At 69.3% G+C, this 22,982-nt stretch carries 21 protein-coding genes and 4 pseudogenes; 10 read left to right on the top strand and 15 right to left on the bottom strand.

Translation table 11 applies throughout. The features are described from left to right. Positions 1–159: 159 nt before the first annotated feature. Positions 160–537: a fic family toxin-antitoxin system, toxin component gene (locus AC07AZ_RS25730; RefSeq protein ID WP_478851619.1), complete on the bottom strand. Its 378-nt coding sequence runs from the start codon at positions 535–537 to the stop codon at positions 160–162. Then, positions 537–776: a hypothetical protein gene (locus tag AC07AZ_RS25725; RefSeq protein ID WP_478851617.1), complete on the bottom strand. Its 240-nt coding sequence runs from the start codon at positions 774–776 to the stop codon at positions 537–539. The genes AC07AZ_RS25730 and AC07AZ_RS25725 overlap by 1 nt, the downstream gene beginning before the upstream one ends. A gap of 82 nt (positions 777–858) precedes the next feature. On the opposite strand from AC07AZ_RS25725, the pseudogene AC07AZ_RS25720 reads away from it, so the two are divergent. The 3 genes and pseudogenes from AC07AZ_RS25720 to AC07AZ_RS25710 all read left to right on the top strand — a co-directional run. Next, a pseudogene (locus AC07AZ_RS25720) lies at positions 859–1,014 on the top strand (barstar family protein); the annotation flags it as partial. Positions 1,015–1,309: 295 nt separating this feature from the next. Continuing rightward, a complete protein-coding gene (locus AC07AZ_RS25715; RefSeq protein WP_478851673.1) occupies positions 1,310–1,711 on the top strand; it encodes a Crp/Fnr family transcriptional regulator in 402 nt (133 codons plus the stop codon). A 38-nt stretch (positions 1,712–1,749) separates the two neighbouring features. Further along, positions 1,750–2,136 (top strand): SbtR family transcriptional regulator, encoded by a 387-nt coding sequence (locus tag AC07AZ_RS25710; protein ID WP_478851615.1) that lies wholly within the window; start codon positions 1,750–1,752, stop codon positions 2,134–2,136. Positions 2,137–2,335: 199 nt separating this feature from the next. On the opposite strand, the gene AC07AZ_RS25705 is transcribed toward AC07AZ_RS25710, so the two are convergent. The 6 genes from AC07AZ_RS25705 to AC07AZ_RS25680 all read right to left on the bottom strand — a co-directional run bounded on the left by AC07AZ_RS25705 (position 2,336) and on the right by AC07AZ_RS25680 (position 7,741). Then, the gene (locus AC07AZ_RS25705) at positions 2,336–2,752 is read right to left on the bottom strand and encodes a nuclear transport factor 2 family protein (RefSeq protein WP_478851613.1); all 417 of its coding nucleotides are present in this window, start codon (positions 2,750–2,752) and stop codon (positions 2,336–2,338) included. 5 nt (positions 2,753–2,757) lie between these two features. Further along, entirely contained in the window at positions 2,758–3,564 is an 807-nt protein-coding gene (locus AC07AZ_RS25700) for an MBL fold metallo-hydrolase (RefSeq protein WP_478851611.1), read from the bottom strand. Between the two features lie 44 nt (positions 3,565–3,608). Next, positions 3,609–4,217, bottom strand: coding sequence for a DsbA family protein (locus tag AC07AZ_RS25695; protein WP_478851609.1), 609 nt, complete (start codon positions 4,215–4,217; stop codon positions 3,609–3,611). 411 nt (positions 4,218–4,628) lie between these two features. Then, entirely contained in the window at positions 4,629–6,146 is a 1,518-nt protein-coding gene (locus AC07AZ_RS25690) for a glycoside hydrolase family 43 protein (RefSeq protein WP_478851607.1), read from the bottom strand. Between the two features lie 57 nt (positions 6,147–6,203). Further along, a complete protein-coding gene (locus AC07AZ_RS25685; protein ID WP_478851605.1) occupies positions 6,204–6,398 on the bottom strand; it encodes a hypothetical protein in 195 nt (64 codons plus the stop codon). A gap of 359 nt (positions 6,399–6,757) precedes the next feature. Next, positions 6,758–7,741, bottom strand: a complete 984-nt coding sequence (locus tag AC07AZ_RS25680) for a LacI family DNA-binding transcriptional regulator (RefSeq protein ID WP_478851603.1) — start codon at positions 7,739–7,741, stop codon at positions 6,758–6,760. 264 nt (positions 7,742–8,005) lie between these two features. Between AC07AZ_RS25680 and AC07AZ_RS25675 the strand changes: the two are divergent. Both AC07AZ_RS25675 and rph read left to right on the top strand, forming a co-directional pair. Next, positions 8,006–8,956 (top strand): annotated as a pseudogene (locus AC07AZ_RS25675) (glycoside hydrolase family 5 protein); the annotation flags it as partial. Continuing rightward, positions 8,953–11,553 carry a rifamycin-inactivating phosphotransferase gene (gene rph, locus AC07AZ_RS25670; RefSeq protein ID WP_478851601.1) on the top strand — a complete coding sequence of 867 codons (2,601 nt, stop codon included), beginning with the start codon at positions 8,953–8,955 and terminating at the stop codon, positions 11,551–11,553. The pseudogene AC07AZ_RS25675 and the gene rph, both read left to right, overlap by 4 nt. Positions 11,554–11,723: 170 nt before the next feature. On the opposite strand, the gene AC07AZ_RS25665 is transcribed toward rph, so the two are convergent. The 5 genes and pseudogenes from AC07AZ_RS25665 to AC07AZ_RS25645 form a co-directional block, all read right to left on the bottom strand. Next, on the bottom strand, positions 11,724–12,461 hold the full coding sequence (locus AC07AZ_RS25665) for an NADPH-dependent F420 reductase (RefSeq protein ID WP_478851599.1): 738 nt from the start codon (positions 12,459–12,461) through the stop codon (positions 11,724–11,726). A gap of 112 nt (positions 12,462–12,573) precedes the next feature. Continuing rightward, complete coding sequence (locus AC07AZ_RS25660) at positions 12,574–13,167, bottom strand: TetR/AcrR family transcriptional regulator (RefSeq protein WP_478851597.1); 594 nt, start codon at positions 13,165–13,167, stop codon at positions 12,574–12,576. Positions 13,168–13,414: 247 nt separating this feature from the next. Beyond that, entirely contained in the window at positions 13,415–14,254 is an 840-nt protein-coding gene (locus AC07AZ_RS25655) for a helix-turn-helix transcriptional regulator (protein WP_478851595.1), read from the bottom strand. 341 nt (positions 14,255–14,595) lie between these two features. After that, positions 14,596–15,345, bottom strand: coding sequence for an SDR family oxidoreductase (locus AC07AZ_RS25650; protein WP_478851593.1), 750 nt, complete (start codon positions 15,343–15,345; stop codon positions 14,596–14,598). Positions 15,346–15,744: 399 nt separating this feature from the next. Next, a pseudogene (locus tag AC07AZ_RS25645) lies at positions 15,745–15,849 on the bottom strand (SDR family NAD(P)-dependent oxidoreductase); the annotation flags it as partial. A gap of 637 nt (positions 15,850–16,486) precedes the next feature. Between AC07AZ_RS25645 and AC07AZ_RS25640 the strand changes: the two are divergent. Further along, positions 16,487–16,789 carry a hypothetical protein gene (locus AC07AZ_RS25640; protein WP_478851591.1) on the top strand — a complete coding sequence of 101 codons (303 nt, stop codon included), beginning with the start codon at positions 16,487–16,489 and terminating at the stop codon, positions 16,787–16,789. A gap of 676 nt (positions 16,790–17,465) precedes the next feature. Here the strand turns inward: AC07AZ_RS25640 and AC07AZ_RS25635 are convergent. Then, positions 17,466–17,870 (bottom strand): type II toxin-antitoxin system PemK/MazF family toxin, encoded by a 405-nt coding sequence (locus AC07AZ_RS25635; RefSeq protein ID WP_478851589.1) that lies wholly within the window; start codon positions 17,868–17,870, stop codon positions 17,466–17,468. A gap of 167 nt (positions 17,871–18,037) precedes the next feature. Between AC07AZ_RS25635 and AC07AZ_RS25630 the strand changes: the two are divergent. Together AC07AZ_RS25630 and AC07AZ_RS25625 are read left to right on the top strand one after the other, a co-directional pair. Then, positions 18,038–18,169, top strand: a pseudogene (locus AC07AZ_RS25630) (IS701 family transposase); the annotation flags it as partial. A gap of 204 nt (positions 18,170–18,373) precedes the next feature. Further along, complete coding sequence (locus AC07AZ_RS25625) at positions 18,374–19,249, top strand: SCO6745 family protein (RefSeq protein ID WP_478851587.1); 876 nt, start codon at positions 18,374–18,376, stop codon at positions 19,247–19,249. 301 nt (positions 19,250–19,550) lie between these two features. Here the strand turns inward: AC07AZ_RS25625 and AC07AZ_RS25620 are convergent, their stop codons facing one another. Next, positions 19,551–20,978: a serine/threonine-protein kinase gene (locus tag AC07AZ_RS25620; protein WP_478851585.1), complete on the bottom strand. Its 1,428-nt coding sequence runs from the start codon at positions 20,976–20,978 to the stop codon at positions 19,551–19,553. 882 nt (positions 20,979–21,860) lie between these two features. On the opposite strand from AC07AZ_RS25620, the gene AC07AZ_RS25615 reads away from it, so the two are divergent. Continuing rightward, complete coding sequence (locus tag AC07AZ_RS25615) at positions 21,861–22,652, top strand: GNAT family N-acetyltransferase (RefSeq protein ID WP_478851583.1); 792 nt, start codon at positions 21,861–21,863, stop codon at positions 22,650–22,652. Beyond that, positions 22,649–22,873: a translation initiation factor IF-1 gene (infA, locus tag AC07AZ_RS25610; RefSeq protein WP_467912458.1), complete on the top strand. Its 225-nt coding sequence runs from the start codon at positions 22,649–22,651 to the stop codon at positions 22,871–22,873. Before AC07AZ_RS25615 ends, infA begins: the two co-directional genes overlap by 4 nt. Positions 22,874–22,982: the final 109 nt, after the last annotated feature.

Here is a 22,982-nt window from a genome sequence, read left to right as displayed (position 1 = left end):
CACCACACCACTCCCGCAGGTCCGGGAGGCGAACTCAGTGCGGCCATGCCGCTCGCCGGGTCACTCAAAATCGAAAGCTGCGGCTCTCGGCCGCGGCGCCGAGGGCCGGACCTTGCGGTGGACGACCATCTGGCCTCACGAGACCAGATCTGCGGGCGCTCAGGTAGCCGTGGGCCAGGTCCGCAGTAGTGCGGCGATCGCCCCCGCCGTGCAGGTGGGGTCGAGGAGCAGGTCCTTGAGGGCGACGGCGTCCTCGCGGGTGGGCTTGACGGAAACGCCGGCCGCTTCCAGGTACATCACGCCGGAAGCGGCCGCGACGGCCATGTTCGAGCGTTCCAGCCAGCGACAACGGCCCAGCGTGTGCACCAGGGCTGCGGCTTTGGCGTAGGGGCCGTCGTAGACGGCTTGCTCGAACAGTTCGGCCCGGTGGCGGGCGACTGCGGCCACGGGGACGCCGTAGTCGTCGGGGGCTGGATCGTCTGCTCCGGCGGCCTCTGCGATCTGCAGGATCCACGGAACGTCAACGTGCAGGTCCATCAGGCTGCGTGCGCTCCCCGGGGCGTCTGCTGAGCCTCTTCGGCCGTGTCGAAGACCGCCTGGTGTTCGGCCAGGAAGCGGGCCGCCGCGTCGACCGCACGGGCGCGCAGGCCACTGGCATCGTCCTGCACCAGCCGGGCCAGATAGTCCCCGATGCTCAATCCCAGGTCTGCGGCACGCTTCTTCGCGAGCTCCGCGACGTCCTCATTCACGCGCGCACCGAGCTGTGTCTTCGCCATACCCCCCACGGTAACACCTGTTACCGCGAGAGCCTGTCTCTTTGACCGGTTGACTCGTGGTGGGGCTGGTCAGTCTGCTGCCATGACGGAAAGCGAGCTGATCGTTGACCTGCGCGGTCGGCTGATCGAGCCACTCAACGACTTCTGGGACGCGGTGAGCGAGCCGAGCGGACTGCCGGAGTGGTTCGGCCGAAACCTGGACGCGTGGTCGGACACGATCGAGAGCCGGGGCATCTCGGTTTCCGCGCCCTGTGTGAAGCGGCTCCGGGACCGGTGATCACTGCCGGGGTTGCATCGCGGCGGATTGCGACGATCGTGGAGCTGTGGGGTCCGGGGATACGTGACGCCGGGATGCCATACCCCTGCCGACACGACCTTCAGGCCGGCTGAGACCACGGCCCCGACCGGAAGAACCTCCGTTGTCGGCTGCGAGGCCGGCCCTCCGTCCTCGACAACCCTGGAGAAGGGACGCCATTGTGGTTGCGAGAACCGGCATTTTCGGCGCAGTGAACAAGGAGCACCGCGAACAGCTGATGTCGCTCGCTCGTGAGGTGACCTTCGAGACGGGCGAGCGCGTCTTCGACGAGGGCGGCAACGCCGACCGCTTCTGGATCATCCACACGGGCACGGTCACTCTGGATCTTCAGGTGCCGGGCAGGCACGCGGCGGTCATCGACACCCTGGGCGCCGGAAAGCTGCTGGGCTGGTCCTGGCTGGTCCCTCCCCACCACTGGCACATGGGAGCCGAGGCCGGCAGCCCGGTGCGTGCCCACGAGTTCGACGCGGCGGTGGTTCGTGAGATGTGCGCGATGGACCCGGTGCTCGATCACGAGCTGTGCACCTACGTCATCGGCGTGCTCGCGCGCCGGCTCCGCTCCGCCCGCGTGCGACTGCTCGACCTCTATGCGCCCTACGGAGCGGGAGAAGTGCCCTGACGAGGAGACGCGCTGCGTGTACTGACGCTGTTGGCGTGATGTCCTGGCGGACAAGCGCTGGTCGCCGCCGTCTTCGCCGATCGCATGACGCCTACGCCGCCGCCGTCACCGCCGCCCTGGACGACCCCGACCGCTGGCACGGTTTCACCGGCCATCTCCACGCCATCTGCGCCGTGCAGGCCGCCGACCGCGGCTTCGCCGACGCCCTGACCATGGCTTTCCCCACCGCCAAGACCCTGAAGGCCCGCCGCGCCGAGGCGTACGACCGGCCGCTCGAAGTCATCACCCGCGCCAGGAACACCGGGCACCTGCGCGACGACTTCACCCACCAGGACGTCGTCATCCTGCGCATCGCCGACGCCGGCGTCATCGCCGCCGCCGGTGATGACGCCCCCGACGCTGGCGCCGCCTCGTCGGCCACATGATCCGCTCCTACGCCGCCCCCGACGCACCGATCCCCGAGTTGCCCGAAGCCCCACGGCCCACCGCCCTCTACCCGCGGGGGCTTGGGCGGCCTGTTCCGGCTGGTAGGCGTTGAACGCCTGCTCGTAGAGCGCGATCACGAGCGCCTTGTTGTCATCGCCCGGTATGTGGATCTCCTGCCGTGCGGTGGTGGGGAAGGTGTCAGTCCGTCATCGCCTCGCGGACGAGCGCCGTGTCGACGAACTGCTCGAAGCGCACGATGAGTCCGCCGCGTACGACGAAGTGGTGGGCGACGCGGACGTCGATCGGCTTGCCGGTGGCCTTGTTGGCGGCGGTGTAGCGGGCGAGGACGACGACGTTCTCGCCGTCGACGACGTAGGTGTCGTCGTGGGCGGTCCAGCCGTCCCAGTCCTGTCCGAGCTTCTCCATCACGTTGGCCGTGACCCCGTCGGGGGTGCGGTAGGTGCCGGCGAGCGGGAAGCCGGCCATTTCGGTCCACTCCACGTCGGGGGCGAGGGTGGCGCGCAGGGCGGTCAGGTCGCCGGCGGCCGAGGCCAGGTACTGGCGGCGTACGACGTCGGCGGGGGCGGCGGAGTTCGCGAACTCGGTGTCGGTCATGCTGGTCAGCCCCACTTCATCTCGCCCTTGGCGACCTTCGCGCCGATCTGGGCGGCGATCAGCATGCCGTTGTCCGGGTAGCGCGCGACCAGCGCCTGGGTCAGCGCGGCGCCGTCGGCCGCCTTGCCCAGCTCCTCCTCGAAGGCAAGCAGGTAATCGCGGGTGGCGGTGATGGCGGAGGCGTCGGCGGCGGTGTCGGGCAGGCGGTGGCCGGGGACGACCAGCTCCGGGTCGAGGGCGGCCATCTCGTCCAGCAGGTCGATCCAGGCGGCGCGGTCGTCGGGGGTGGGCGTGTCGGCGACCCAGACGTGCTCCTGCTGGAAGAGCAGGACGCCGCCGAGGAGGGCGCGGTGCTCGGCCTGCCAGAGGTAGTGGCGGTCGGGCAGGGCGGACGGGCCGCCCCTGAGCTCGAAGCGGTGGCCTTCGAGAGTGAGGTCGCCGGTCAGCGGGGTGAGGTCGACCAGGCGGGTGGGCAGGTTCGGGCCGAGGGCCTCCCATGCCTTGAGCTTGCCCTCGTAGGAGTGCCGTATGTGCTCGATGACCAGCGGGGTCGCGACGAACACCGCGGCGGGGAAGGCGTCGGCGATCACTTCGGCGCCGAAGTAGAAGTCGGGGTCGGCATGGCTGACGAACACGGTCGTCAGCGTCCTGCCGGAGTCGAGGACCTCGGCGGCGAGGCGGTGGCCGTCGGCGCGGGTGAAGGCGGCGTCGACGAGCAGGGCCTCGCTCTCGCCGGTGACGAGGGTAGCGGTCTTGTTCTTGCTGCCGGCCGGGAAGTCGAGGTCGAGGATCTTGAAGGAGAGGGTGCTCATCATGGGCTCCTTTGCGCAGGGGTCGGGGTGGGGGCGGGTGAGGCTCAGAGAGCGGCGAGGCGTTCGTCGACCTCGTCGGCGGTGGCGTGGCCGTAGGCCAGCGGGGTGATGGAGGCGCGGTCGACGGCCAGCAGAGTGGGGAAGCCGGTGACGCCGAGCTGGGCCGCGCGGCGGAAGTCGGCGCGAGCCGCGGTCTGCGCCTCGGGCGCTTCGAAGGCGGCGACGACAGCATCCGCGTCGAGCCCGGCCGCCAGGGCGACCGTCCGGTAGGTGGCCGCCTCCGACAGGCTTCGTCCGTCGACGTAGAAGGCGCACTGCAAGGCTGCGGCCAGCTCCGCAGCGCGGTCGGAGGCCACCTGGCGCAGGGCCGCGACGCCGCGGGCGGCGGCCTCGGAGTCCATCACGAACGAACCGTCGGCGATCAGCTCCTCGTATGCCTGGCCGAACCTGGCACCGGTCAGTTCGGCGATCTTCGCGTTCGCGCCCTGGACGTAGCCGAACTCGCGGACCGGCACCCGGCGCGGCCCGGTGAACAAGCCGCCGGAGACCACCTCTGCCGGCAGGTCGGGGTGGCGCGAGGTGATCTCGCGCAGTGTCGCGGTGAATCCGTGCGACCAGCCGCAGTAGGCGTCGAAGACGTAGACGAGCTTCATCGAAGACCTCGGCAGAGAAGGGCGCCCGCCGGTTGCGAGCGATTCACCTGACCAAACAGTAGCTGACTAGTCAGATATTTCTCGACCTATGTGAACTGGGACACACCAGTGCGGCCAACCCCATAGAACCCGTACCGCCGCCGGTCCGCACGTCAGGGAAGTGCGGGCAGCGTCCGCGCCGCGGTGTTCCCCCTACCCACGAAGAAGTCGCGGCGGAACGCGGCACTCACACCAAGGCCGAACTCCACCACTCGACGGCCACGTCGAGGAAAGCGCGCACCGGAGGCCCTTCGTCTCACGGCGCCCGGCGGCGTGCCGCGCGGTCCGCGGTCATGGCCGCTCCGGGCCCGACGGCGAATGCCTTGCCTGTCGGGCCCGGAGCGGTGCGACACCGGCTGGGTGCGGGCCGCGTCAGCGATCGACCGGCTCGTACTCGAACCAGTCGAAGTGAACGGAGCCGGCACCGGCGAACATACCGATCACCCGGCCGGTGAAGCCGCCGGCGACCTCCGTGGCAAGGTACTTCCCGTCCAGTGAGGCAAGCTCGACAAAGGTGCCGTCCGCCTCCTCGATGCCGATCGCGACGGTGTCCGGGCCGGTGCGCGCATCGTCCACCGCGTGTACGGCGCTCACCTCGATGCGGAGGACCACAGGTCCGGGGGGTGTCGGACGGGACGTGACGACGGTGCTCAACGGGCCGATACGGGCCCGCACTTGTACCTCGCCGGACGAGGCCTCGATGTCGTAGTGATGCTGCTCGTCGAGGCGGACGGCCACGCCGCCGCGACCGTCCGCGGCATCGACCAGGGTTCGCACGCGACATGACGCGTGCTGCTGCCGCCGGCCGACGAACGTCACGTCGGTGTCGTCGAGCGATCCGCCGCGTGCCCGCAGAGTGAGCCAGCCGGGCTTTTCCTTCGTCGTCCACACCTCCGGCGGTCGGTGCCGCAGAGAGATCCAGTGCGGGGCCAGCCCGCTCAGGTCGAAGTCGTCCAGGCCGGGGACGGGGACCGGCGGCTGCAGCGGCCAGGGGGGCGCCGGCAGGGAGGTCGACAGTTCGCCGACGACCGGCCAGCCGTCGGCCCAGTCGACCGATGCCAGGAACGTCTCCCTGCCGAGTACGTGCCACCCGGGAGTACCACCGCCCGGCCGCACGCCGAGCACGACCATCCACCACGAGCCGTCCGGTGCCTGCACCAGGTCGGCGTGCCCGGTGTTCTGGATGGGATGGTCGGTGCCCCGGTGGGTGAGGATCGGATTGGCCGGACATGGTTCGAACGGGCCCGTCGGCGTACGGCTGCGGGCGATGGAGACGCCGTGGCAGCGCTCCGTGCCGCCCTCGGCGATGAGCAGGTACCAGTAGTCGCCGATCCGGTACAGGTGCGGGGCTTCGGGCGCCTTGGCACCGGGGGCGCCGGACCAGAGCCGGCGGGAGGGGCCGAATGTCTCCCCGGTGTGGGGAACGATACGGATCTGTCCGACTCCGGCGGTGGTGCACCAGCAGTTGCCGTCCTCGTCCCAGGCGAGGTCCGGATCGATGCCCTGGACTCCGGGCAGGCGGACGGGATCGGACCAGGGGCCGGCCGGATCGGTGGCCGTGAACAGCAGATTGCCGTCCCCGCTCACATTGGTGACGATCAGCCAGAAGCGGCCGTCGTGATGGCGGAGGGTGGGTGCGTAGATGCCGCCCGAGGAGCGGGTGCCGGGCGGCAGGCGCAGTTGGCCGGGCCGGTCGAGCGCGTTGCCGATCTGGGTCCAGTGCACCAGGTCCCGGCTGTGGAAGACGGGCACCCCGGGGAAGTACTCGAAGCTGGAGCAGGCCAGGTAGTAGTCCTCGCCCGCCCGGCACACGGAGGGGTCGGGATGGAAGCCGGGGATCACCGGGTTGTCGATGGTGGTGGCCTTCTCGGGCTTGCTCGACACCCTCATCAAGTCCTTTCACTGGTGTGACGCGTGGGAGGCACCGGCGGAGCCGGGACGGTCGGTTCAGCGGTGGAGCTGGACGACCACGATCGAGTAGGCGGGTACCGTCCGGCGGGTTGCACTGCGCGTCGTCGCGGAACCGATCGAAGTGGCGTTCTTCAGGTGCGCGTACACGGTCGGGGTGGCAGCGGACGGGCTGAACCCGCTGTACGACAGCGTGACCGTCGCGGCGCTGGCGGGGTCCTTGTCGATGAACATGACGGTGAGGTCGCCGTTGCCCCGCCGAACGGCGTGCGCGGAGACCAGGGGGTCGAGCCGACGGCCCGGACCAGCGTGTCGCCCGGCGCGCCCAGCTTGGTGGAGTGAGGACGGCGTCCATGGTCCGGCGGGTCGCGGGCTTTTGCCGGCCTCACGACAGGGACGAAACTTTCGCTCCTAACGGTCAGATAATTTCCTTGCCGAGATTAGCCAGGGGAAGCACGGTGGTCAACGGTCGCGAAGCCCGCTCCCTTCGCAGGAAGCCCCCGGACACACCAACTCGCCCGCTGCCGACGGGTTGTCGGCAGCGGGCGTCCGGGCGGCTGATCAGGCGTGCAGCAGCACGCAGGCGCCGAGGGTCAGCCCCTGGGCGGAGCCGTGCTGCCCCGGACCGTGAGGGTCGTCGCGATCTCCACCCCGACCTGAGGTGCCGCTTCACCGCGACCGAGCGTGAGAGCCAACTCGGTGGCGGCCACAGCCATCTCGGTGAGCGGCTGATGGACGGTGGTCAGCGGCGGGTCCACCCAGGCCACGACCGGCAGGTCGTCGAAACCGACCACGCTCAGGTCGTCCGGGATCCGCAGGCCGGCCTCGCGCGCCGCCTGGTAGACGCCCAGCGCCTGCAGGTCGTTGGCGGTGAAGATCGCGGTCGGGCGCTCGGGCAGAGCGAGCAGGGAACGAGCCGCCGCGCAGCCGTCCTCGTGGGTGAGGGGGGCGTGCACGACGAGTTCCGGATCGACCGGCAGAGCCGCTGCGCGCATCGCGGAGCGGTATCCGTCCAGCCGGGCACTGCAGTACAGCTGGTCCTCGGGGCCGCCGATCATGGCGATGCGGCGGTGCCCGAGCTCGGTGAGGTGGCGGGTCGCCGCCCGGCCGCCGGACCAGTTGGTGGCGCCCACGAACGGGACGTCGTCCGGCAGTTCCGTGGCGGGGTCGAAGACGACGAACGGGATTCCCTTCGCCTTCAGTTGCTCGCGCTCCGCCTCGGAGAGCTGGGCCACGGACAGGACACAGTTGGGACGCCTGGAGACGGTGTCGTCCCAGGTCGGCTCGGCGGTGTCGTGCAGCCCGAACTCGGAGACCATCAGGCCGACCCGGTGCCGGCGGGCGACCCGCTCGACGCCTCGGATGATCTCGACCGCCCACATGTGCTTGAGCTCGCGGAACACGAGTTCCACGACGTTGTTCCGGTTGGCCCCCGAGGGTTTGCGGTAGCCGTGCTCGTTGACAAGGGCCTCGACCCGGGCACGGGTGTCCGCGGAGACCCCCGACTTTCCGTTGATCACCTTGGACACGGTAGGGACGGAGACCCCCGCCGACTCGGCGATGAACGCGATGGTCACCGGCCGGGACGTGGCGCCCCGCCCGCCACCCCTGCCCGCCGGCCCGTCAGCTGCGTAGTCCGCCAAGGTCGCCTTCCCGGTCTTCGAACCGCTCGCACCAGGCGGGACCGGATGCGGGAGACGGTTGAACAGCACTGTCTGGGTAATGCCCGGCCATTCTGGCATCTCCTGGCGCCGAACCTGTGGCCTTGAGCACATCCTCATGTTAACTTCTCCGCCGCATGCAGCGAAAGTTTCCTCGACGCCGTACTCACCCGCTACCGCGCCACCTGGACCCAGATCGCGGCGGAGTTCCGCGACGAACCGCCAGGACTCACGCTCGAAAGCGTCAACGAGCCGACGTTCAGCGGCACTTCGGGCGACGACGAGAACTACCGGCTGCTGGCCGAGCTCAACCGGGTCTTCCACACGGTCGTTCGCGACTCCGGCGGCCAGAACGCCACCCGCCTGCTCGTACTGCCCACCCTGTACACGAACGCCGACCAGGGCCGCCTCGACGCCCTGGCCGCCGAACTGACCTCCCTGCGCGACCCGATGATCGCCACCACGGTCCACTTCTACGGCTGGTGGCCGTTCAGTGTGAACATCGCCGGCTACACCAGGTTCGACGCCACCTCGGAGCAGGACCTCACCGAAACCTTCGACCGCGCGCACAACGCCTTCGTCTCACGCGGCATCCCGGTCATCATCGGGGAGTACGCCCTGCTGGCCTACGACCACAACCGTCCCGGCATCATCGAGCGGGGCGAGGTGCGCAAGTACTTCGAGTTCCTCGGCGACAACGCGCGCCGACGGAAGCTCACCACCATGCTGTGGGGAAGCCTGTCCGTTCCGGTGGACGGGAAATGGCGAAGGCAAGGAGAGCTCTCTCCTTGCCACTCTCAACATATAGCGCACTGGGGGGCTTGCCGCAAGGCCCTGGTCACGGCGGAGAATCGTCGGCCGAGCCACAACTTCCGGAAACGGGGCCATGACGTGCGTGTGTTGTTGTCGACGTATGGAGGATGCGGTGACGTCGGATCAACGGCGGGAACGACCATGCCGTTACGGTGGCCGCCGTCCGACTGGGCGGCGCGGCCGGCCGACTCCTCAGAGGGAAGGCGACCAGGGATGAGGTTGTGCTCGACAGGAAGTTCGCCGGAGTTGGAGGCGCCGGTGATTCGATCGGCCACCGCAGTGCAGGGAACCACGGCTGTCTCGGAGGAATCGCGATGATCGAGCAGTACGTGTTGGATCTCCAAGAGGTTGACGACAGCCAGGTCGCGGTCGTTGGTGGCAAGGGCGCGCACCTGGGCGGGCTGTCGCGGATCGAGGGCATCCGGGTGCCGGGTGGCTTCTGCGTGACGACGGACGCCTTCCGGCGGATCGTGGCGGAAGCGCCGTCGATCGACGATCGGCTCGATCAGCTGTCGCGCCTGCACCCGGACGACCGGGAGGCGATCCGCACGCTCAGCGCGAGGATTCGTCGGACCATCGAAGGGATTGCCATCCCGGGCGACATCGCGGCGGCCATCACCGGCGCGCTCGCCCGGCTGGGCGAGCAAGCCGCCTACGCCGTCCGGTCCAGCGCGACCGCGGAGGACCTGCCGACGGCCTCCTTCGCCGGTCAGCAGGACACCTATCTGAACATCGTGGGGCCGACGGCGGTCCTCCAGCACGTCAGCCGGTGCTGGGCTTCGCTGTTCACCGAGCGGGCCGTGACCTACCGTCAGCGGAACGGCATCGACCACCGTACGGTCCACATGGCCGTGGTCGTGCAGCAGATGGTCTACCCGCATGCCGCCGGCATCCTGTTCACGGCCGACCCCGTCACGGGAAACCGGAAGACCGCCACCGTGGACGCCGGTTTCGGTCTCGGCGAGGCCCTGGTATCCGGCCTCGTGAACCCGGACGTCTTCGCGGTTCGAGACGGCGAGGTCGTCGCCAAGGCGATCGCCACCAAACAGCGTGCCGTGCACGCCCTGCCGGCCGGCGGTACACAGGAAGCGGCGATCGACTCCCGGCGGCAGGAGCAGCCGGCGCTGACGGATGCGCAGGTCGTGCGGCTCGCGCAGCTGGGGCGGCGGATCGAAGCGCACTTCGGCCGCCCGCAGGACATCGAATGGTGCCTGGTCGACGATGACTTCGAGATCGTTCAGAGCCGTCCGATCACGACGCTGTTCCCCATCCCCGAGACCGGCGACCAGGAGAATCACGTCTACGTCTCCGTTGGTCACGGGCAGATGATGACCGACCCCATGAAGCCCCTGGGGCTCTCCATGTGGCAGCTGACGGCCATGGTGCCGATGCACGAGGCCGGCGGGAGGCTGTTCGTCGACGTCACCCGGCGCCTGGCCTCGCCCGCTAGCCGTGCCGGCCTCCTGGACGCCATGGGGAGGGGCGATCCGCTGATCAGGGACGCTCTGGAGACCGTCCTCGACCGTGACGATTTCGTTCCGCCGCTCCCGGACGCAGGTCCCAGCGGGCCGCCGGCCAGCGGCGCGCCCGCCCCGACCGAGATCGATCCGGCCGTCGTCACCGAGCTGATCGAGCGCAGCCAGGCGTCCATCGCCGCCCTGGAACGTGACATCCGGACGAAGACCGGGCCGGCACTGTTCGACTTCCTGTTGGCGGAGGCGTTCAAGGAGCACAAGCGAGTTCTCAGTGATCCGCTGAACATTCAGGCGATCATGGCGGGGATGGAGGCCACATGGTGGCTCAACGACAAGCTGCGGGAGTGGCTGGGCGAGAAGAACGCGGCTGACACGCTCTCGCTGTCCGCCCCCGACAACATCACGTCGGAGATGGGACTGGCGCTGCTCGACGTCGCGGACGTGATCCGCCGGCATCCAGAGGTGGTGGCATTCCTGCAGGGTGTCGAGGACGAGAGCTTCCTGGACGAGTTGCCGAAGCTCGCGGGCGGGAGCGAAGCGCGCGACGCCGTCGAGGCCTACCTCGACCGGTACGGCATGCGCTGCGTGGGCGAGATCGACATCACGAGACCACGTTGGCGCGAGTGCCCCACCACGCTCGTGCCGGTGATCCTCGACAACGTACGGAACTTCGAGCCGGGCGCCGCCGAGCGGCGCTTCGAGCAGGGGCGGCAGAAGGCGCAGCAGAAGGAACAGGACGTGCTGTCACGCCTTCGGGCCCTGCCGGACGGGGACCAGAAGGCCGGCGAGACCAAGCGGATGATCGACCGGGTCAGAGCCTTCATCGGATACCGGGAGTACCCGAAGTACGACATCATCAGCCGCTACTTCGTCTACAAGGAGGCCCTGCTGGAGGAGGCCGGGCGGCTGGTGCAGGCCAACGTGCTTCCCGAGAAGGAGGACGTCTACTACCTCACCTTCCAGGAACTCCACGACGTCGTGCGCTCGAACCAGGTGGACGACCAGCTCATCCAGCAGCGCAAGGAAGCCTTCCGGTCGTACCACGCCCTCACCCCGCCCCGGGTTCTCACCTCGGACGGTGAGGCCGTCACCGGGGCGTACCGGCGCGACGATGTGCCGGCCGGCGCCCTGATCGGCCTACCGGTTTCCGCCGGGACCATCGAGGGAAGGGCCCGCGTCATCCTCGACATGGCCAAGGCCGATCTCGAAGCGGGCGACATCCTGGTCACGACCTTCACGGACCCCAGCTGGTCGCCGCTGTTCGTCGCGATCGCGGGTCTGGTGACGGAAGTGGGCGGCCTGATGACCCATGGCGCAGTGATCGCACGGGAGTACGGCTTGCCCGCCGTCGTGGGCGTGGAGCGGGCCACCAGGCTGATCCGGGACGGGCAGCGGATCCGCGTGCACGGAACCGACGGGTACGTCGAGATCCTGCCTTGACCGACCACACCGAGAGGTCCAGGACAGCCGCCTGCCCGCGCACACGACCCGTACTGCTCTTCCGGCCTTGCCGAAGTGAGCGCCGTTCTTCGTGTTCGTCGTGTGCGTTCGCGGCGTGCCGACGCTGCCGCTCTCGTGCCGTTGCGTGCACGAGAGCCGCGACGGGTGACTCAGCGGTGGGCGGCGCGGTTCATCTCGACGACGTCGTCGACGGTGGGATTGGCACCGAGGGCGGCGAAGCGTTCCGGGAGGCTGTCGCGGACGGCCGCGTCCTTGGCGCGGTCGGCCGCGGCCAGGGCCGCCGGCAGCTCGTCGAGGGTCAACTCGGTGCAGTAGGCGGGGCTGTTCGGCTGCTGGCGCCAGGAGTCGGCCAGGGTGCCGGCGTCGTAGGGGTCGAAGCCGGTGTCGTCCACGAGCTGCATGGCCACGCGCCGCGCCTCCTCGGAGTCGCCGGCGACGGGGATGGCGAGGCGGCCGGGTGTTCCGGCCGGAACACCCTTGGTCCGCTGGGTTTCGGCCAGCGCGGCGTTCCACGCCTTGACCACGGGGCGGCCGAGCAGCTCGGCGGTGTACACGCTCTCCACCTGGCCGTTGTCCACCGCCTCGATCGGTTCGCTGAGCATGCCGGGGTAGTAGTTCGAGGTGTCGATGACCACCGTCTCGTCGGGCACCGACGCGAACAGGTCCGCCAGCTGGCCCGCCACCCCGAACGGGATCGACAGGACGATGACGTCCCGGCCCTCGACGGCGTCGGCGAGGTCCGCCGCGCGGGCCCCGGACTCCAGCACCTCCGCCCGGACGGCCACGGGGCCGCGGGCATCGGCCACCTGGACGTCGTGACCGGCCGTGCTGAGCTTGGCAGCGAGGTTCCCGCCGATGGCGCCGGCGCCTATGACAGTAATTTTCATGATTTGTTCTTTCGGAGGTTGTGCCGCCCCTGAGGGCAGCGCGCGATGTGATGGCTGGGTGGTGTGGTGCCGCCTGGCGTTACGGGAGGGTCGGGGCGGGGTGTCTGGCGGTCTACGCCCGGGTGTCCCGCTGGCGGTAGCCGCTCGCGATGAGCGTGCGGAGCCGGTCGAGCGACTCCTCCTCGGTGCCGGTGCCCTTGATCCAGGCGACGGAGCAGGCCGCGAGGAACAGGTCGTGCCCCCGCACCGACGGGCGCACGCGCCCCGCGAGCTGCGCGGCTCGCACGTACTGATCGGTGGCGGTGATGAGGATGTCGCAGGGGATCGTGAGCGGGTTGTCCGGCTCCTGCGCCCGGGCCGCGGCCATGAGCGGGTCCGGCAGCCCGCTGAAGGCGCTGAAGTACTCCTCCATCGCCCGCAGCCACTGCTCCAGCGCCTCGGCCGGGTCGTCGAGCTGCTCGATGTCAGCCTGGCGGGCCACCAGCTCATCGGAGCGCGTCTGCAGCACGGCCGCCAGCAGCGCTTCCCGGGTGGGGAAGTGCCGGTACAGGGTGCCGGGTCCGACGCCCGCCTCCTTGGCCACCGCCTCAAGGGAGGTGCCGACCCCGTGCTGCAGGAAGTGACGCTGCGCGGTCTCCAGGAGCGCCGCACGGTTGCGCTGGACGTCCGCGCGGGGCTTGCGTCCCCGCTGCTCACCGGCGCTCATGCGCCCTCCTGCCTGCCGTGATCCTGCGGCCGCATCAAAACGGATGCTGCCTCCGTACATGTTCGAGAGTAAAACGGAGGCTGCATCCGGTCAAATGGGCGGCCTGAGCGCGGAGCCCGGACATCGCGGGGGGACGACATATTCGGCCGTAGAGCGCAGGGCACAAGCGGTGCGGGCTGCACCATTCCAGGGTGCCCTTGTCCGGCCCCTCCCTCGCCGAGCCCGGCCCGGCCCCCGGTCCAGGACGTCAGGGGGTGAGCTGTTGGTGCCCTATGACGGAGAGCAGCTCGAGTTTGCTGTGGCTCTCCGTGCCGGGGCGAGTGGTCAGCACCACCAGGGTCTGGGCGCGGTTCTCGGTGTACAGGAGCTGGGCGTCGACGTCGATGCGGCCGAGTTGGGGATGGAGGATGGTCTTGCAGTCGTCGTAGCTCTGTGCGACCTCCTGAAGTTCCCACATGCGGACGAACTCGGGGCTGTGTTCCTGGAGTTCGGCGAGGATGCGGGCGGCTCGGGGGGTGTCGCTGCCGGCTGTCAGCGCGGCCCGCAGGCGTGCTGCCTGGGCGCGGCCGTGGCGTTCGCGGGTCTCCTCGGGAACCATCAGGCGCTCGGCCGGGTCCATGAACCAGCGGTAGTAGCCGCTGCGGGCCAGACCGGTGTGGCGGGTCTGGTCGCCGAGCAGCGCGACGGCCAAGGGGTTCATCGCGAGGGTTTCGAACAGGTCGGTCTGCACCATGGCCGGGGAGTCGTCCAGGCGGTCCAGGACCCGCATCAGCGTCGGGCTGACATGTTCGCAGCGGTGGAAGCGGGCCGGGGCGTTGTGGCCGATGAGGACGAAGAGATGGTCGCGCTCGTCCAGGGACAGCCGCAATGCCCGGGCGAGAGCCGCGGTGATCTGGACCGAGGGCTGCGGAGCACGCTGCTGTTCGAGCCGGGCGTAGTAGTCGGTGGACATGCCGGCGAGCTGCGCGACCTCCTCGCGGCGCAGCCCCTGCGTACGCCTGCGCGGCCCCTCGACCAGCCCGACGTCGCGGGGGCGCAACATCTCACGCCGGTAACGCAGGAATTCCGCCAGTTCCTTCTTGTCCATACCCCCATCCTCGCCGCATCCCGCCCGGCTATCCAGAGACCGCCGATCCATGGCTGAGCCACTCCTCTCCCACCCGCGCGAAGCCGCTCACACGGCCCACGCGAGGGCGCTCGCGGCGAGACGACCCGATGGTCACCTGCCCCTGCGTGACCCGCTGGGAAATTCGCCGGCTGTCGGCGGTGCGCCGCAGGCCGTCGGCATGGAAGGCGGCCTGCGGCGGCGGGCTCCGTCGAGGACGCCTGACGCTTTGGACGGGCCCCGGGCCTCGTCGCCCGGCCTGGCCGATACGACGAGGTTCGTCGTGTGACGGCGCTCGCGTGCTGTCGGAAGAAACAGGTCGGTCAGCTGCCGCTGATCATGGCGAGGACGTCGTCGTAGGAGCCGTTGGCCACCGCGTCGCGGATGAACCTGGCGCGCTCGACGACGATTTCCTTCGCGTCGGGCTTCTCGCGCAGCAGGTCGAGGGCCTCGGTGAGGAAGTCGTCCAGTGGCATGGACTGGTCGTTGTCCTGCTGGCCCAGCAGGGTCGTGCGCACGCCCGGCGGGACCACCTCGATCACTTGGACGCCGGCGTCGGCACCGGCGAGCTGGATGCGCAGGCTCTCGGAGAAGGAGTGCAGCGCGGCCTTCGTCGCGCTGTAGGTCGGGGTGATCGGGAACGGGACGAACGCCAGCGCGGAGGTGACGTTCATGACGACCGCGTCGCCCTTGCCCACCAGCAGCGGCAGGAAGGCGTACGTCATCCGGATCGTGCCGAGCAGATTGGTCGCGACGTGATCCTCGGCGACCTGGAGTCCGGCCGGGTCGAGGAGGTCCTCCAGCAGCATGATGCCCGCGTTGTTGACCAGGACGTTCAGCCCCGGATGGCTCGCCGCCACGGTCTCAGGGGCCCGGGCGATCGAGTCGGGGTCCGCGACATCGAGGACGAGCGCGTCGATGCCCGGGTACTTAGCCGTGATCTCGTCGAGAAGTTCCTTGCGCCGGCCGGCGACGATCACCTTGTTGCCGGTCGCGTGCAGACGCAGGGCCAGACCGAGGCCGATGCCCGAGGTTCCGCCGGTGATCAAAATCGTGTTGCCGGTCATCTTCATGGGGGTCCTGCTCCTTCGGTACGGCGGGCCGGTGAGCGCCCGCAGCCTCGACCGTAGGAGCGCCCGCGCAGGGGCGGGAGAGGAGGGCTTGTCCATGGAGCGACGATCCCTGGCTGAGCCGTAGAAGACGCCACAGCCGGTCAGCGCCTCCAGAGCGGGCGCAGGGAGCCGCCGGTAGGAGACCCCGGTGGCGAGGATCACAGTCTGTGCGGTAACGGCGGATCCGTCGTTGGAGCGTGGAGCCGCTGGTCCAGGCGGCGTCGGCACCCGTGGAGATGCCGTAGACCAGAGCGAAGAGGCCGCCGCTGACGCCCGGCGGGACCACCTCGATCACCTGGGCGCCGGCGTCAGCACCGCCGGGTAGTAGCGCGTCACGCCGGGGATCCGGGTGACCAGCGGAGCGAGGAGGACCTCGGCTCCGAGGTCCGCGAGGCGGATGGCCAAAGTGCGTCCGAAATCGCGGCCGGCGGCAGTAATGACCACGCGGTGGTTGTCGAACCTCATGTCGTCAGCTCAGCACGATGCTGGCCGAACCGCACGTGCCTCAGCCACTGATCAGCACCGGGAAACACCTCCAACTCCGCATCCAGCACCGTCCAGTACCGGGCCCCGACGGCAAACACACCGGAAAACTCCGCACAGCTCACGTCCTCAACTCCACAGCCACCTGCAACGGCACACCACAGAGCCAGACACCCCCGGAGATTCACCGTCCAGCGCCTAACGAGGCACCGTCCAGCAACGTCACACCACACCCACGGAGCCCCAAGGAAGCTCAGGGTGCCCTGGGTGTCCGGCGTGGTCGGGGGGACCGGATCGGAGGTCGGTCCTCCTCGATCGCGTCTCCGCTGCCGTCATGCCCCCTTCGACTCGGTGGCCGCGGCGGCGATTCTGGTCGGCGGTTCGGGGGCCGGGACCCGCCGGGACCCAGGGGCCGTACGACAGCCCGGACTTGGGGGCCCCACGGACCGCAGCGCCGGCATTGCGATCACAGCGATGACGGGCGCCTACCGGGAGAGGCTCATGCACAGGCAAGCACGCGGTGTGGCCTGCGGAAACGTGGAAAGCCCCCGCCCGCCGCTGTATGCTCCCCACCCAGCTGCGGCCTACGCAGAGACGTCTCGGCGCACAAGGGGGCACCATGCTGCAGGTCCAGGACTGGTTACTTGTTGGACTCGGCGGGGTTTTCGTGATCTTCGGCCTTGTTCTCCGCTTGACGTCCCGCGGCAAGGCGGAGCTGGCAAACACGGCTTCCAACCGTTTCGGCGGTCCCATCCGGTGGATGTACCCACTGTCTATTGGGCTCTGTCTACTGTTCGGTCAGCTTCCGCGACTTCTCGGCGCGCCTTACGTGGCGGTCGGAGTCTTCGACGCCATGGGCCTTTTGCTGGCGCTCGCCCTGGTTGTCCTCATCATCCGGCAGCTGCGACTCAGGGGGAGGTGACGGAACGGGGATCAGGCGTGAAGTGACCTGCACTGCCTGCGGATTACTGGCCGTGGAAAGCGGTGCACCGGTTCTTCACCGCTGGCGGAAGCAGGGCTGACCAGCGATTGCCCGACCGGCTCCGCGCGACCCGTGAAGCAGAGGGCCGGGATGCGGAGCCGACGGCGGGGTGATCGACTCGCAATCCGCGAAGGACACTGCGACCGTCGCGGCCGCGACCAGCGGCATGAGTTCGACCTCGGCCTGTGCGGCGGCGGAGCGAGATGACGTCGCTGTCACCGGCCCCGGGGCCGCCGGTGGTCACCACGCGGGTCTGGCCGTCGGACGGGCCCTCGGATTGAGCCTCGTCGACAAGGCACTATCCCCGACCGAGGCCCCGGATTTCGCCTGCCCGGACTTGGGGGCCACACGGACCGCAGCGCCAGCCTCGCCATCACAGCGAACTACGGGCGCTTACCGGGAAAGGCTCACCGTCTCCGCGCGGCTCGCCCCACCGCAGTCAAGAGGTCTTGCGTAGCAACCACCGTGGAGGGACCATTGATCGTCGCGGCACCTCCTAGTACTCCAGCCGTAGATCGTGATCTCCATCGTGAGGGGCGCCGAGGAGGCAGCTGGCAGCGTCGATCATCTGGACGAGACCGACCACGCTGTCGCGGGCGTTCGTTTCCTTCTCCGCCTACCCGAGTCCACCGAGACGGAGGGCGTTCCTTATCTCGCTGAGCTTCGCGGTCGTCGCCGGGGTCCACTCCTTCACCTGCTCACCGAGACGGAGGGCGTTCTCGATCTCGCTGAGTTTCGCGGAGGACAGGGCGCCCGCCCGCTCGATCAGGTCGTCCCGGGACACGGTGGTCAGCCACGTGCAAGGGGTAAAGCCCGGACGCGGGAACGCGAACCGAAGCACGCCTTCAAAGGGCAGTCCTTCCACGGCGCCTACTGCCACTTCGACGCCCAGACCGGTGATGTCGACACCCGCCCGAGCGACGACCTGCATCACCCGGATCCCGGACGCGTCGTCTCCCGACAGCAGCACGACCGGCCGCCGCTCGTCGAACTCCACCCACCAGACTTCGCCACGTTGCACATGTCCTCCTGACACAGGACGGCGGGCGGACGCTGCGCGACCCCGACGCGCTGTGGAGACGGGTGCGGCCAACCGTTGATCATCGGTGTGTGAAGACAAACGATCACGCGGTGGCCGCAGGTCACAGCGTAGACCCTGCCCGCTGGCAGGAGGCGTTCGAGGGCCTGATGAACCGGATAGCGGGACGGTTCACACGGGTCGAACCCCGGTTCCGAGTCCGGAAGTTGGTGCTCGGACTGCTGTCGGACCTGCCGCGCAAGAACTGCTGGACCATCGCCGAATGGGCCGGGGAGAGGACCCGGAGACCAATCCGGGCCCTGTCGCAGGGGGGTTGGGTGCGGTGTCGTCACGAACTCCTACCGAGAACCGGTTGCAGGGCAGTAGTCGCCAAACCAGCTCTCCGATAGCGTACCGACCAGACGGTATGACTGGGTGTACCCCGCGCGCCGTCGTGTGCTCGATGAACAGCAACGTTCCATCCGCCACAGGACGGAGAGCCGCTCATGACGCAGACCAAGGACCTCGACGACCTGGTCTTCGCACGCGAGACCTGGAGAACTCTCGAGCCCTACCACGGAGCTGTCTACTTCTCGCCCGAAGCCGCGGGCCTGTACGCCGAGTTGGGCGTGGACGCCAGGACGGGGTACTTCGCGTCCCGCTCCGCCGCGCTCGGCGCAGCTCCGGCGGATCTGGTCATCGCCACGTTCTACAACTTCAATCCCGAACTGGTGCGCCGAGCCATACCCGCGGCATGGGAAGCGGCCACGCCGCAGCGGTTCGCCGCCGCCCGGCTCAGCGGGATCGATGGCACACTCCGCCGCATCCTCGGCGCCGACGTCTCCTCACCGGCGCTGGCCCGCGCCGCGGAACTGGCTCGTACCGCGGCTGAGGTGACCGTGCGCCATCCACAAGGCCGCCCCCTGTTCGCCGCGCACGCCGCACTGCCGTGGCCGAGCGCACCCCACCTCGTGCTCTGGCACGCGCAGACTCTGCTGCGGGAGTTCCGTGGCGACGGGCACGTGGCGGCACTGCTGACTGCCGGACTGAGCGGGATCGAAGCTCTCGTGACGCACGCCGCCGCAGGCGACGTCGACGCAGGGGTCCTGCGCGAATCGCGGGCATGGACTCCGGAGCAGTGGTGCCAGGCCGTGCGGAACCTGCGTGAGCGTGGATGGCTCGACGACGCACCCCACCTGGCCCTGACCGAGGACGGTGCCCGGCGGAGGGCGGAGATCGAGCACACCACCGACAGGCTGGCCGCCCTCCCCTACAGCACGCTCGGTCATGCTGCCTGTGCCGAACTCCGCTCGCTGGTAAGGCCGTTCAGTCTTTCGGTGGCCCGAGAGCTCCTGCCGTGGGCAGTCGAGCGCCTCAGGTGAAGGAGGTTGGTTGTTGGTTCCGTGGATCAAGGGGGCAGTGCCCCGAGGTGACCGCCCCCACCGCCGCCCTGGCTTGGCTTGGCTTGGCTTGGCTTGGCTTGGCTTGGCTTGGCTTGGCACCCGAGATGATCCGCGGCCCAGGGCTGATGCCTGCTCCGCGCGGTGACAGCCTGCTCGTCGCGCTCGGCGACCCACCGTGCGTGAACCTGCGGGCTGAAGCCGAACGGGGCCCAAGCTCAGCCACCTGCATCCCTACCATCTCCGGCAGGTGAATGCCGACGGTCAGCTCCTGTCAGGTCCGTCAGCCGGCCTTGGCCCTGTTCTTCTCGGACTTCTGCTGTGCCTTCTCCTGCGCCTTTGCCGCCTTCTTCGATTTTCCAGGATGCGGCTTGGGCGAATTCGGCTTCGTCTTCGCCTCTCCTCCGCTGTCGGACGCACCGTTGTGAGGAGCGCCGATCGAACTGGCCGGATTGCGGCTCGGATCGTCGGAAACGGCAGCGGCGCTCCTCCTGGAGGCGGCGTCGCGGAGCAGCCCGGCGGAGGCGTCGTGAGCAGAGGACGACGGGGTTACTGGTACCGCGGAGTCGTTGTTGCTTCCCGTCGGGGTGCTGCTTTCGGCGCCGGCTGTCTGGGCAGGTCGGCTGACAGCGCGGGTGGCCTTCCCGTTCTCTCCTGCATGTGAGGCGTCGTCGCTGACGGCGAGGGTGGCGGCCATGACAGCGGCGAACGCGGCGGCTGCACCGGCCGCCAGGACACGCCGGGGTGCGGGCGCGGTCTTCGCCACGGCCCGGTCCGGGGCGGGCGGTGGATGCAGGTGCGTGGAACGGCCGTTTTGCGGCCGTTCGCAACCCCCGACGACGGGCGTGATGCCCTCAGTGGTCACGGCGGGCAGGGAGCGAGGCATGTCGGCCAGGGCGGCCAGTGTCCCGGCACAGGCAAGCGCAGACGGACGGGTCTGCTCGTCCAGGGCAGTCATGGCCCGCAGCAGGACGGCGAGCTCTTCCGGCAGGGAGCCGGGCAGCTCGGGTGGACGGTGGAGGCGCGCTATCGCCGCCTCCAGGGGACCGCCGTCGTACTCGAGCCTGCCCGTGAGGCATTCGAGGAGGACGAGACCGAGGGCGTAGATGTCGGCGGGCCGGCCGACCAACCGGCCGAGCACCTGCTCCGGCGACAGGTACGCGGCGGTGCCGATGAGTGTGCCAGTGGAGGCGCGAGTGGTGGCGTCGACCAGGCGGGAGATACCGAAGTCGGTCAGATAGGGGCGGCCCGACGCGTCGAGAAGGATGTTGGACGGCTTCACGTCGCGGTGAACGATCCCCGCCCCGTGCGCGTGAGCCAGAGCCTCGGCAAGGTCGACACCGAGTGCGGCGGTGTCTTCACAGGACAAAGGGCCCTCCGCGATGCGACCTTTCAGCGTGGGGCCTTCGATCAGCTGCATGACCAGGTAGGCGCGGCCGTCGTGCCGCCCGGCGTCGTAGGCGGTGACCAGTCCGGGATGCTGCAGCCGTGCCAGGATCACCGCCTCGCTCCCGAGGCCTTCGTCCGTTTCGAAGCCGGTGCCGGGCCGGAAGACCTTCACCGCCACCGGTCGCTTCAGCCGCAGGTCGAAGCCACGGTGGACATCGGCTGCGCCGCCCGAACCAATGACAGCGTCCAGGCGGTAGCGGCCGGCCAGTATCTCGGCGGAACAGCGGGACGCCAGCGCCATAGCCGAATCGCGCAGCCTCATTCCATCTCCCATGCTTCGAAGCCCGATGACCGCGGGCGCCCGTTGCCGACCGGGTGCGCGCCGAAGGCAAGTACCCCGAGACGGCTGGACTACCCGACTGATCCACCGGCCTCGTCCCCGCCACCTGCACCGGAACACCGGGACAGCAGCCTGGCTACCGCGTCCTGACCCGTCCGCCTCCCGGCCCACCACGGCCTCCGGCCGCTGGTCGCCGCTGCCCGCACCTTCCCGCCTATGACATCCGTGGTTGGCGGCCACCCAGCATCGGTTGCGACGTCTCGCTCCTGTACTGGCACGGACGGTTGAGCGGCAGGCAGTTGCCGTGCGACGCAAGAGATCCCGTCACGGGATACCTCATCCCTTTCACCCCACCAAGGTGGAGATCAGAGGCATTCACCCCATTGGGCAACAGGGTCATCGAGACCCTCTACAACCGGCGCCGCCTGCGCAAGCATCGGACTTTCGGCCGCCTCCCCCCTGCCGAGACCAGGCAGCGGCATCAGCACACCCTCACGGCATAACGATCGCGTGTCCGAGATCTCGGGGAACCTCACCTTCGCCCTGCTCCACGGTTTCGAACGCCTCACGGTCCGTAGTGGACGATGCGTCGAACTCCTCGACGTCTTCCTCTCGTTTCCGCATCTGCTGGGGACGCCTCGACGAGGCCGGATCGTGAGGGCGTTACGCGCGCGTGGAAAAAGGGTTTGAGCGAGGCGGCGCCCCGCTGCTACTTTCGCGGTGGACCGTGAAGTCGTCGTATGGAGGTGAGCCCCGTGAACACAGTCACCCATGGGTGCTCCCTCAAGCCGTCACGGTTCCGCGGCTGACGTTCGGTGTCGCCAGGAGCGCCTGAGATCGAGGCACTCCTGGAGGGAGACTCCGATGACTACGAAGCCTTTCACATCTGGCCCGAGCGAGAACGCGGTGATGATCACCCGCGTCGCGGACAGGCAATGGCATGCGCTGGATGACGACCTGGTGGTCGGCCGCGGGCATGCGAAGCACCGGCCCGACGGACGCTTGTTCGTCAGTATCGATGCCTGGCACGACACCGCCTTCGACCGACTCGCCGAGGTGATGCTGGCGGCACTGCCGGCGCCTCTGTACACGCTGGTCGACGAAGCCGACGTCGAGCTGACGGCCGGCTGGCGGCGGGCAGGGTTCACGATCCGGCGCCGCGAGTGGGAGTACGTCGTGCCGACCGACCCGCGGGTCACAGGACTCGGTGCAGTCCTGCCGCCTTCGGGCGTGACGATCGTGGCCGCCGGCCAGGCTGACGAGAGTCTGCTGCGGGCGGTGGACCGAGCGATCCGTGACGAAGTCGAGGCGACCGTCGGGTGGCAGTCGATGCCCGCGGAGGTGGTCTCTCGCCCCGTGGGTGACACCATCGTCGACCCGTCGAAGTACGCGGTGGCCGCGGCGCCGGACCGCTACCTGGGTCTGGTCCGGGTGGTGACGGCGAACCGGCCACGCGTCGGGCTGGTCGCGGTCCGGGCCGGCGAACAACGCCAAGGCATCGCGCGGGCGCTGCTGGCCCACGCGCTGGGGACGCTGCACGACTGCGGGTTCGCCGCGGCCTGGGCCGAAGTCAACGAGTCCAACCACGCAGCCTCGGCGCTGTTCGGGGGCATCGGCGCCCAGCCGGCGAGCAGCAACCTGGAGCTGGTGCGATGACGAAGAACAAGAACGTCATCGAAGTCGAGGGCAAGGTCGTCGAGTGCCTGCGCAGCGCCATGTTCACCGTGGAGCTCGAGAACGGGCACCAGGTCCTCGCGCACATCAGCGGGAAGATCCGCAAGAACTACATCAAGATCATGCTGGCGGACCGGGTGCTGGTGGAGCTCCCGCCGTACGACCTGACGCGCGGCCGGATCGTGTTCCGGTACCGGAACTAGCGGCGGTCGGCACCTTCCGCGGTAGCTGATCCCGGGGCCCCGATCACGGCGTTTGCGTGACCGGGGCCCCAGGATGGCTCGTACAGTCGCGGCGGCCACCGCTTCAGCC

It is taken from the genome of Streptomyces sp. NPDC043878 (genome assembly GCF_056435735.1).
Note: the sequence above shows the minus strand (reverse complement) of the source record. Positions and strands in the feature narration are given on the sequence as shown.

Excerpts from the sequence above, each read along its gene's own strand:
- AC07AZ_RS25730 (WP_478851619.1), bottom strand. The coding sequence starts at position 537 with ATGGACCTGCACGTTGACGTTCCGTGGATCCTGCAGATCGCAGAGGCC.
- AC07AZ_RS25725 (WP_478851617.1), bottom strand. The coding sequence starts at position 776 with ATGGCGAAGACACAGCTCGGTGCGCGCGTGAATGAGGACGTCGCGGAG.
- AC07AZ_RS25715 (WP_478851673.1), top strand. The coding sequence starts at position 1,310 with ATGTCGCTCGCTCGTGAGGTGACCTTCGAGACGGGCGAGCGCGTCTTC.
- AC07AZ_RS25710 (WP_478851615.1), top strand. The coding sequence starts at position 1,750 with ATGTCCTGGCGGACAAGCGCTGGTCGCCGCCGTCTTCGCCGATCGCAT.
- AC07AZ_RS25705 (WP_478851613.1), bottom strand. The coding sequence starts at position 2,752 with ATGACCGACACCGAGTTCGCGAACTCCGCCGCCCCCGCCGACGTCGTA.
- AC07AZ_RS25700 (WP_478851611.1), bottom strand. The coding sequence starts at position 3,564 with ATGAGCACCCTCTCCTTCAAGATCCTCGACCTCGACTTCCCGGCCGGC.
- AC07AZ_RS25695 (WP_478851609.1), bottom strand. The coding sequence starts at position 4,217 with ATGAAGCTCGTCTACGTCTTCGACGCCTACTGCGGCTGGTCGCACGGA.
- AC07AZ_RS25690 (WP_478851607.1), bottom strand. The coding sequence starts at position 6,146 with ATGAGGGTGTCGAGCAAGCCCGAGAAGGCCACCACCATCGACAACCCG.
- AC07AZ_RS25685 (WP_478851605.1), bottom strand. The coding sequence starts at position 6,398 with ATGTTCATCGACAAGGACCCCGCCAGCGCCGCGACGGTCACGCTGTCG.
- rph (WP_478851601.1), top strand. The coding sequence starts at position 8,953 with ATGATCGAGCAGTACGTGTTGGATCTCCAAGAGGTTGACGACAGCCAG.
- AC07AZ_RS25665 (WP_478851599.1), bottom strand. The coding sequence starts at position 12,461 with ATGAAAATTACTGTCATAGGCGCCGGCGCCATCGGCGGGAACCTCGCT.
- AC07AZ_RS25660 (WP_478851597.1), bottom strand. The coding sequence starts at position 13,167 with ATGAGCGCCGGTGAGCAGCGGGGACGCAAGCCCCGCGCGGACGTCCAG.
- AC07AZ_RS25655 (WP_478851595.1), bottom strand. The coding sequence starts at position 14,254 with ATGGACAAGAAGGAACTGGCGGAATTCCTGCGTTACCGGCGTGAGATG.
- AC07AZ_RS25650 (WP_478851593.1), bottom strand. The coding sequence starts at position 15,345 with ATGAAGATGACCGGCAACACGATTTTGATCACCGGCGGAACCTCGGGC.
- AC07AZ_RS25640 (WP_478851591.1), top strand. The coding sequence starts at position 16,487 with ATGCTGCAGGTCCAGGACTGGTTACTTGTTGGACTCGGCGGGGTTTTC.
- AC07AZ_RS25625 (WP_478851587.1), top strand. The coding sequence starts at position 18,374 with ATGACGCAGACCAAGGACCTCGACGACCTGGTCTTCGCACGCGAGACC.
- AC07AZ_RS25620 (WP_478851585.1), bottom strand. The coding sequence starts at position 20,978 with ATGAGGCTGCGCGATTCGGCTATGGCGCTGGCGTCCCGCTGTTCCGCC.
- AC07AZ_RS25615 (WP_478851583.1), top strand. The coding sequence starts at position 21,861 with ATGACTACGAAGCCTTTCACATCTGGCCCGAGCGAGAACGCGGTGATG.
- infA (WP_467912458.1), top strand. The coding sequence starts at position 22,649 with ATGACGAAGAACAAGAACGTCATCGAAGTCGAGGGCAAGGTCGTCGAG.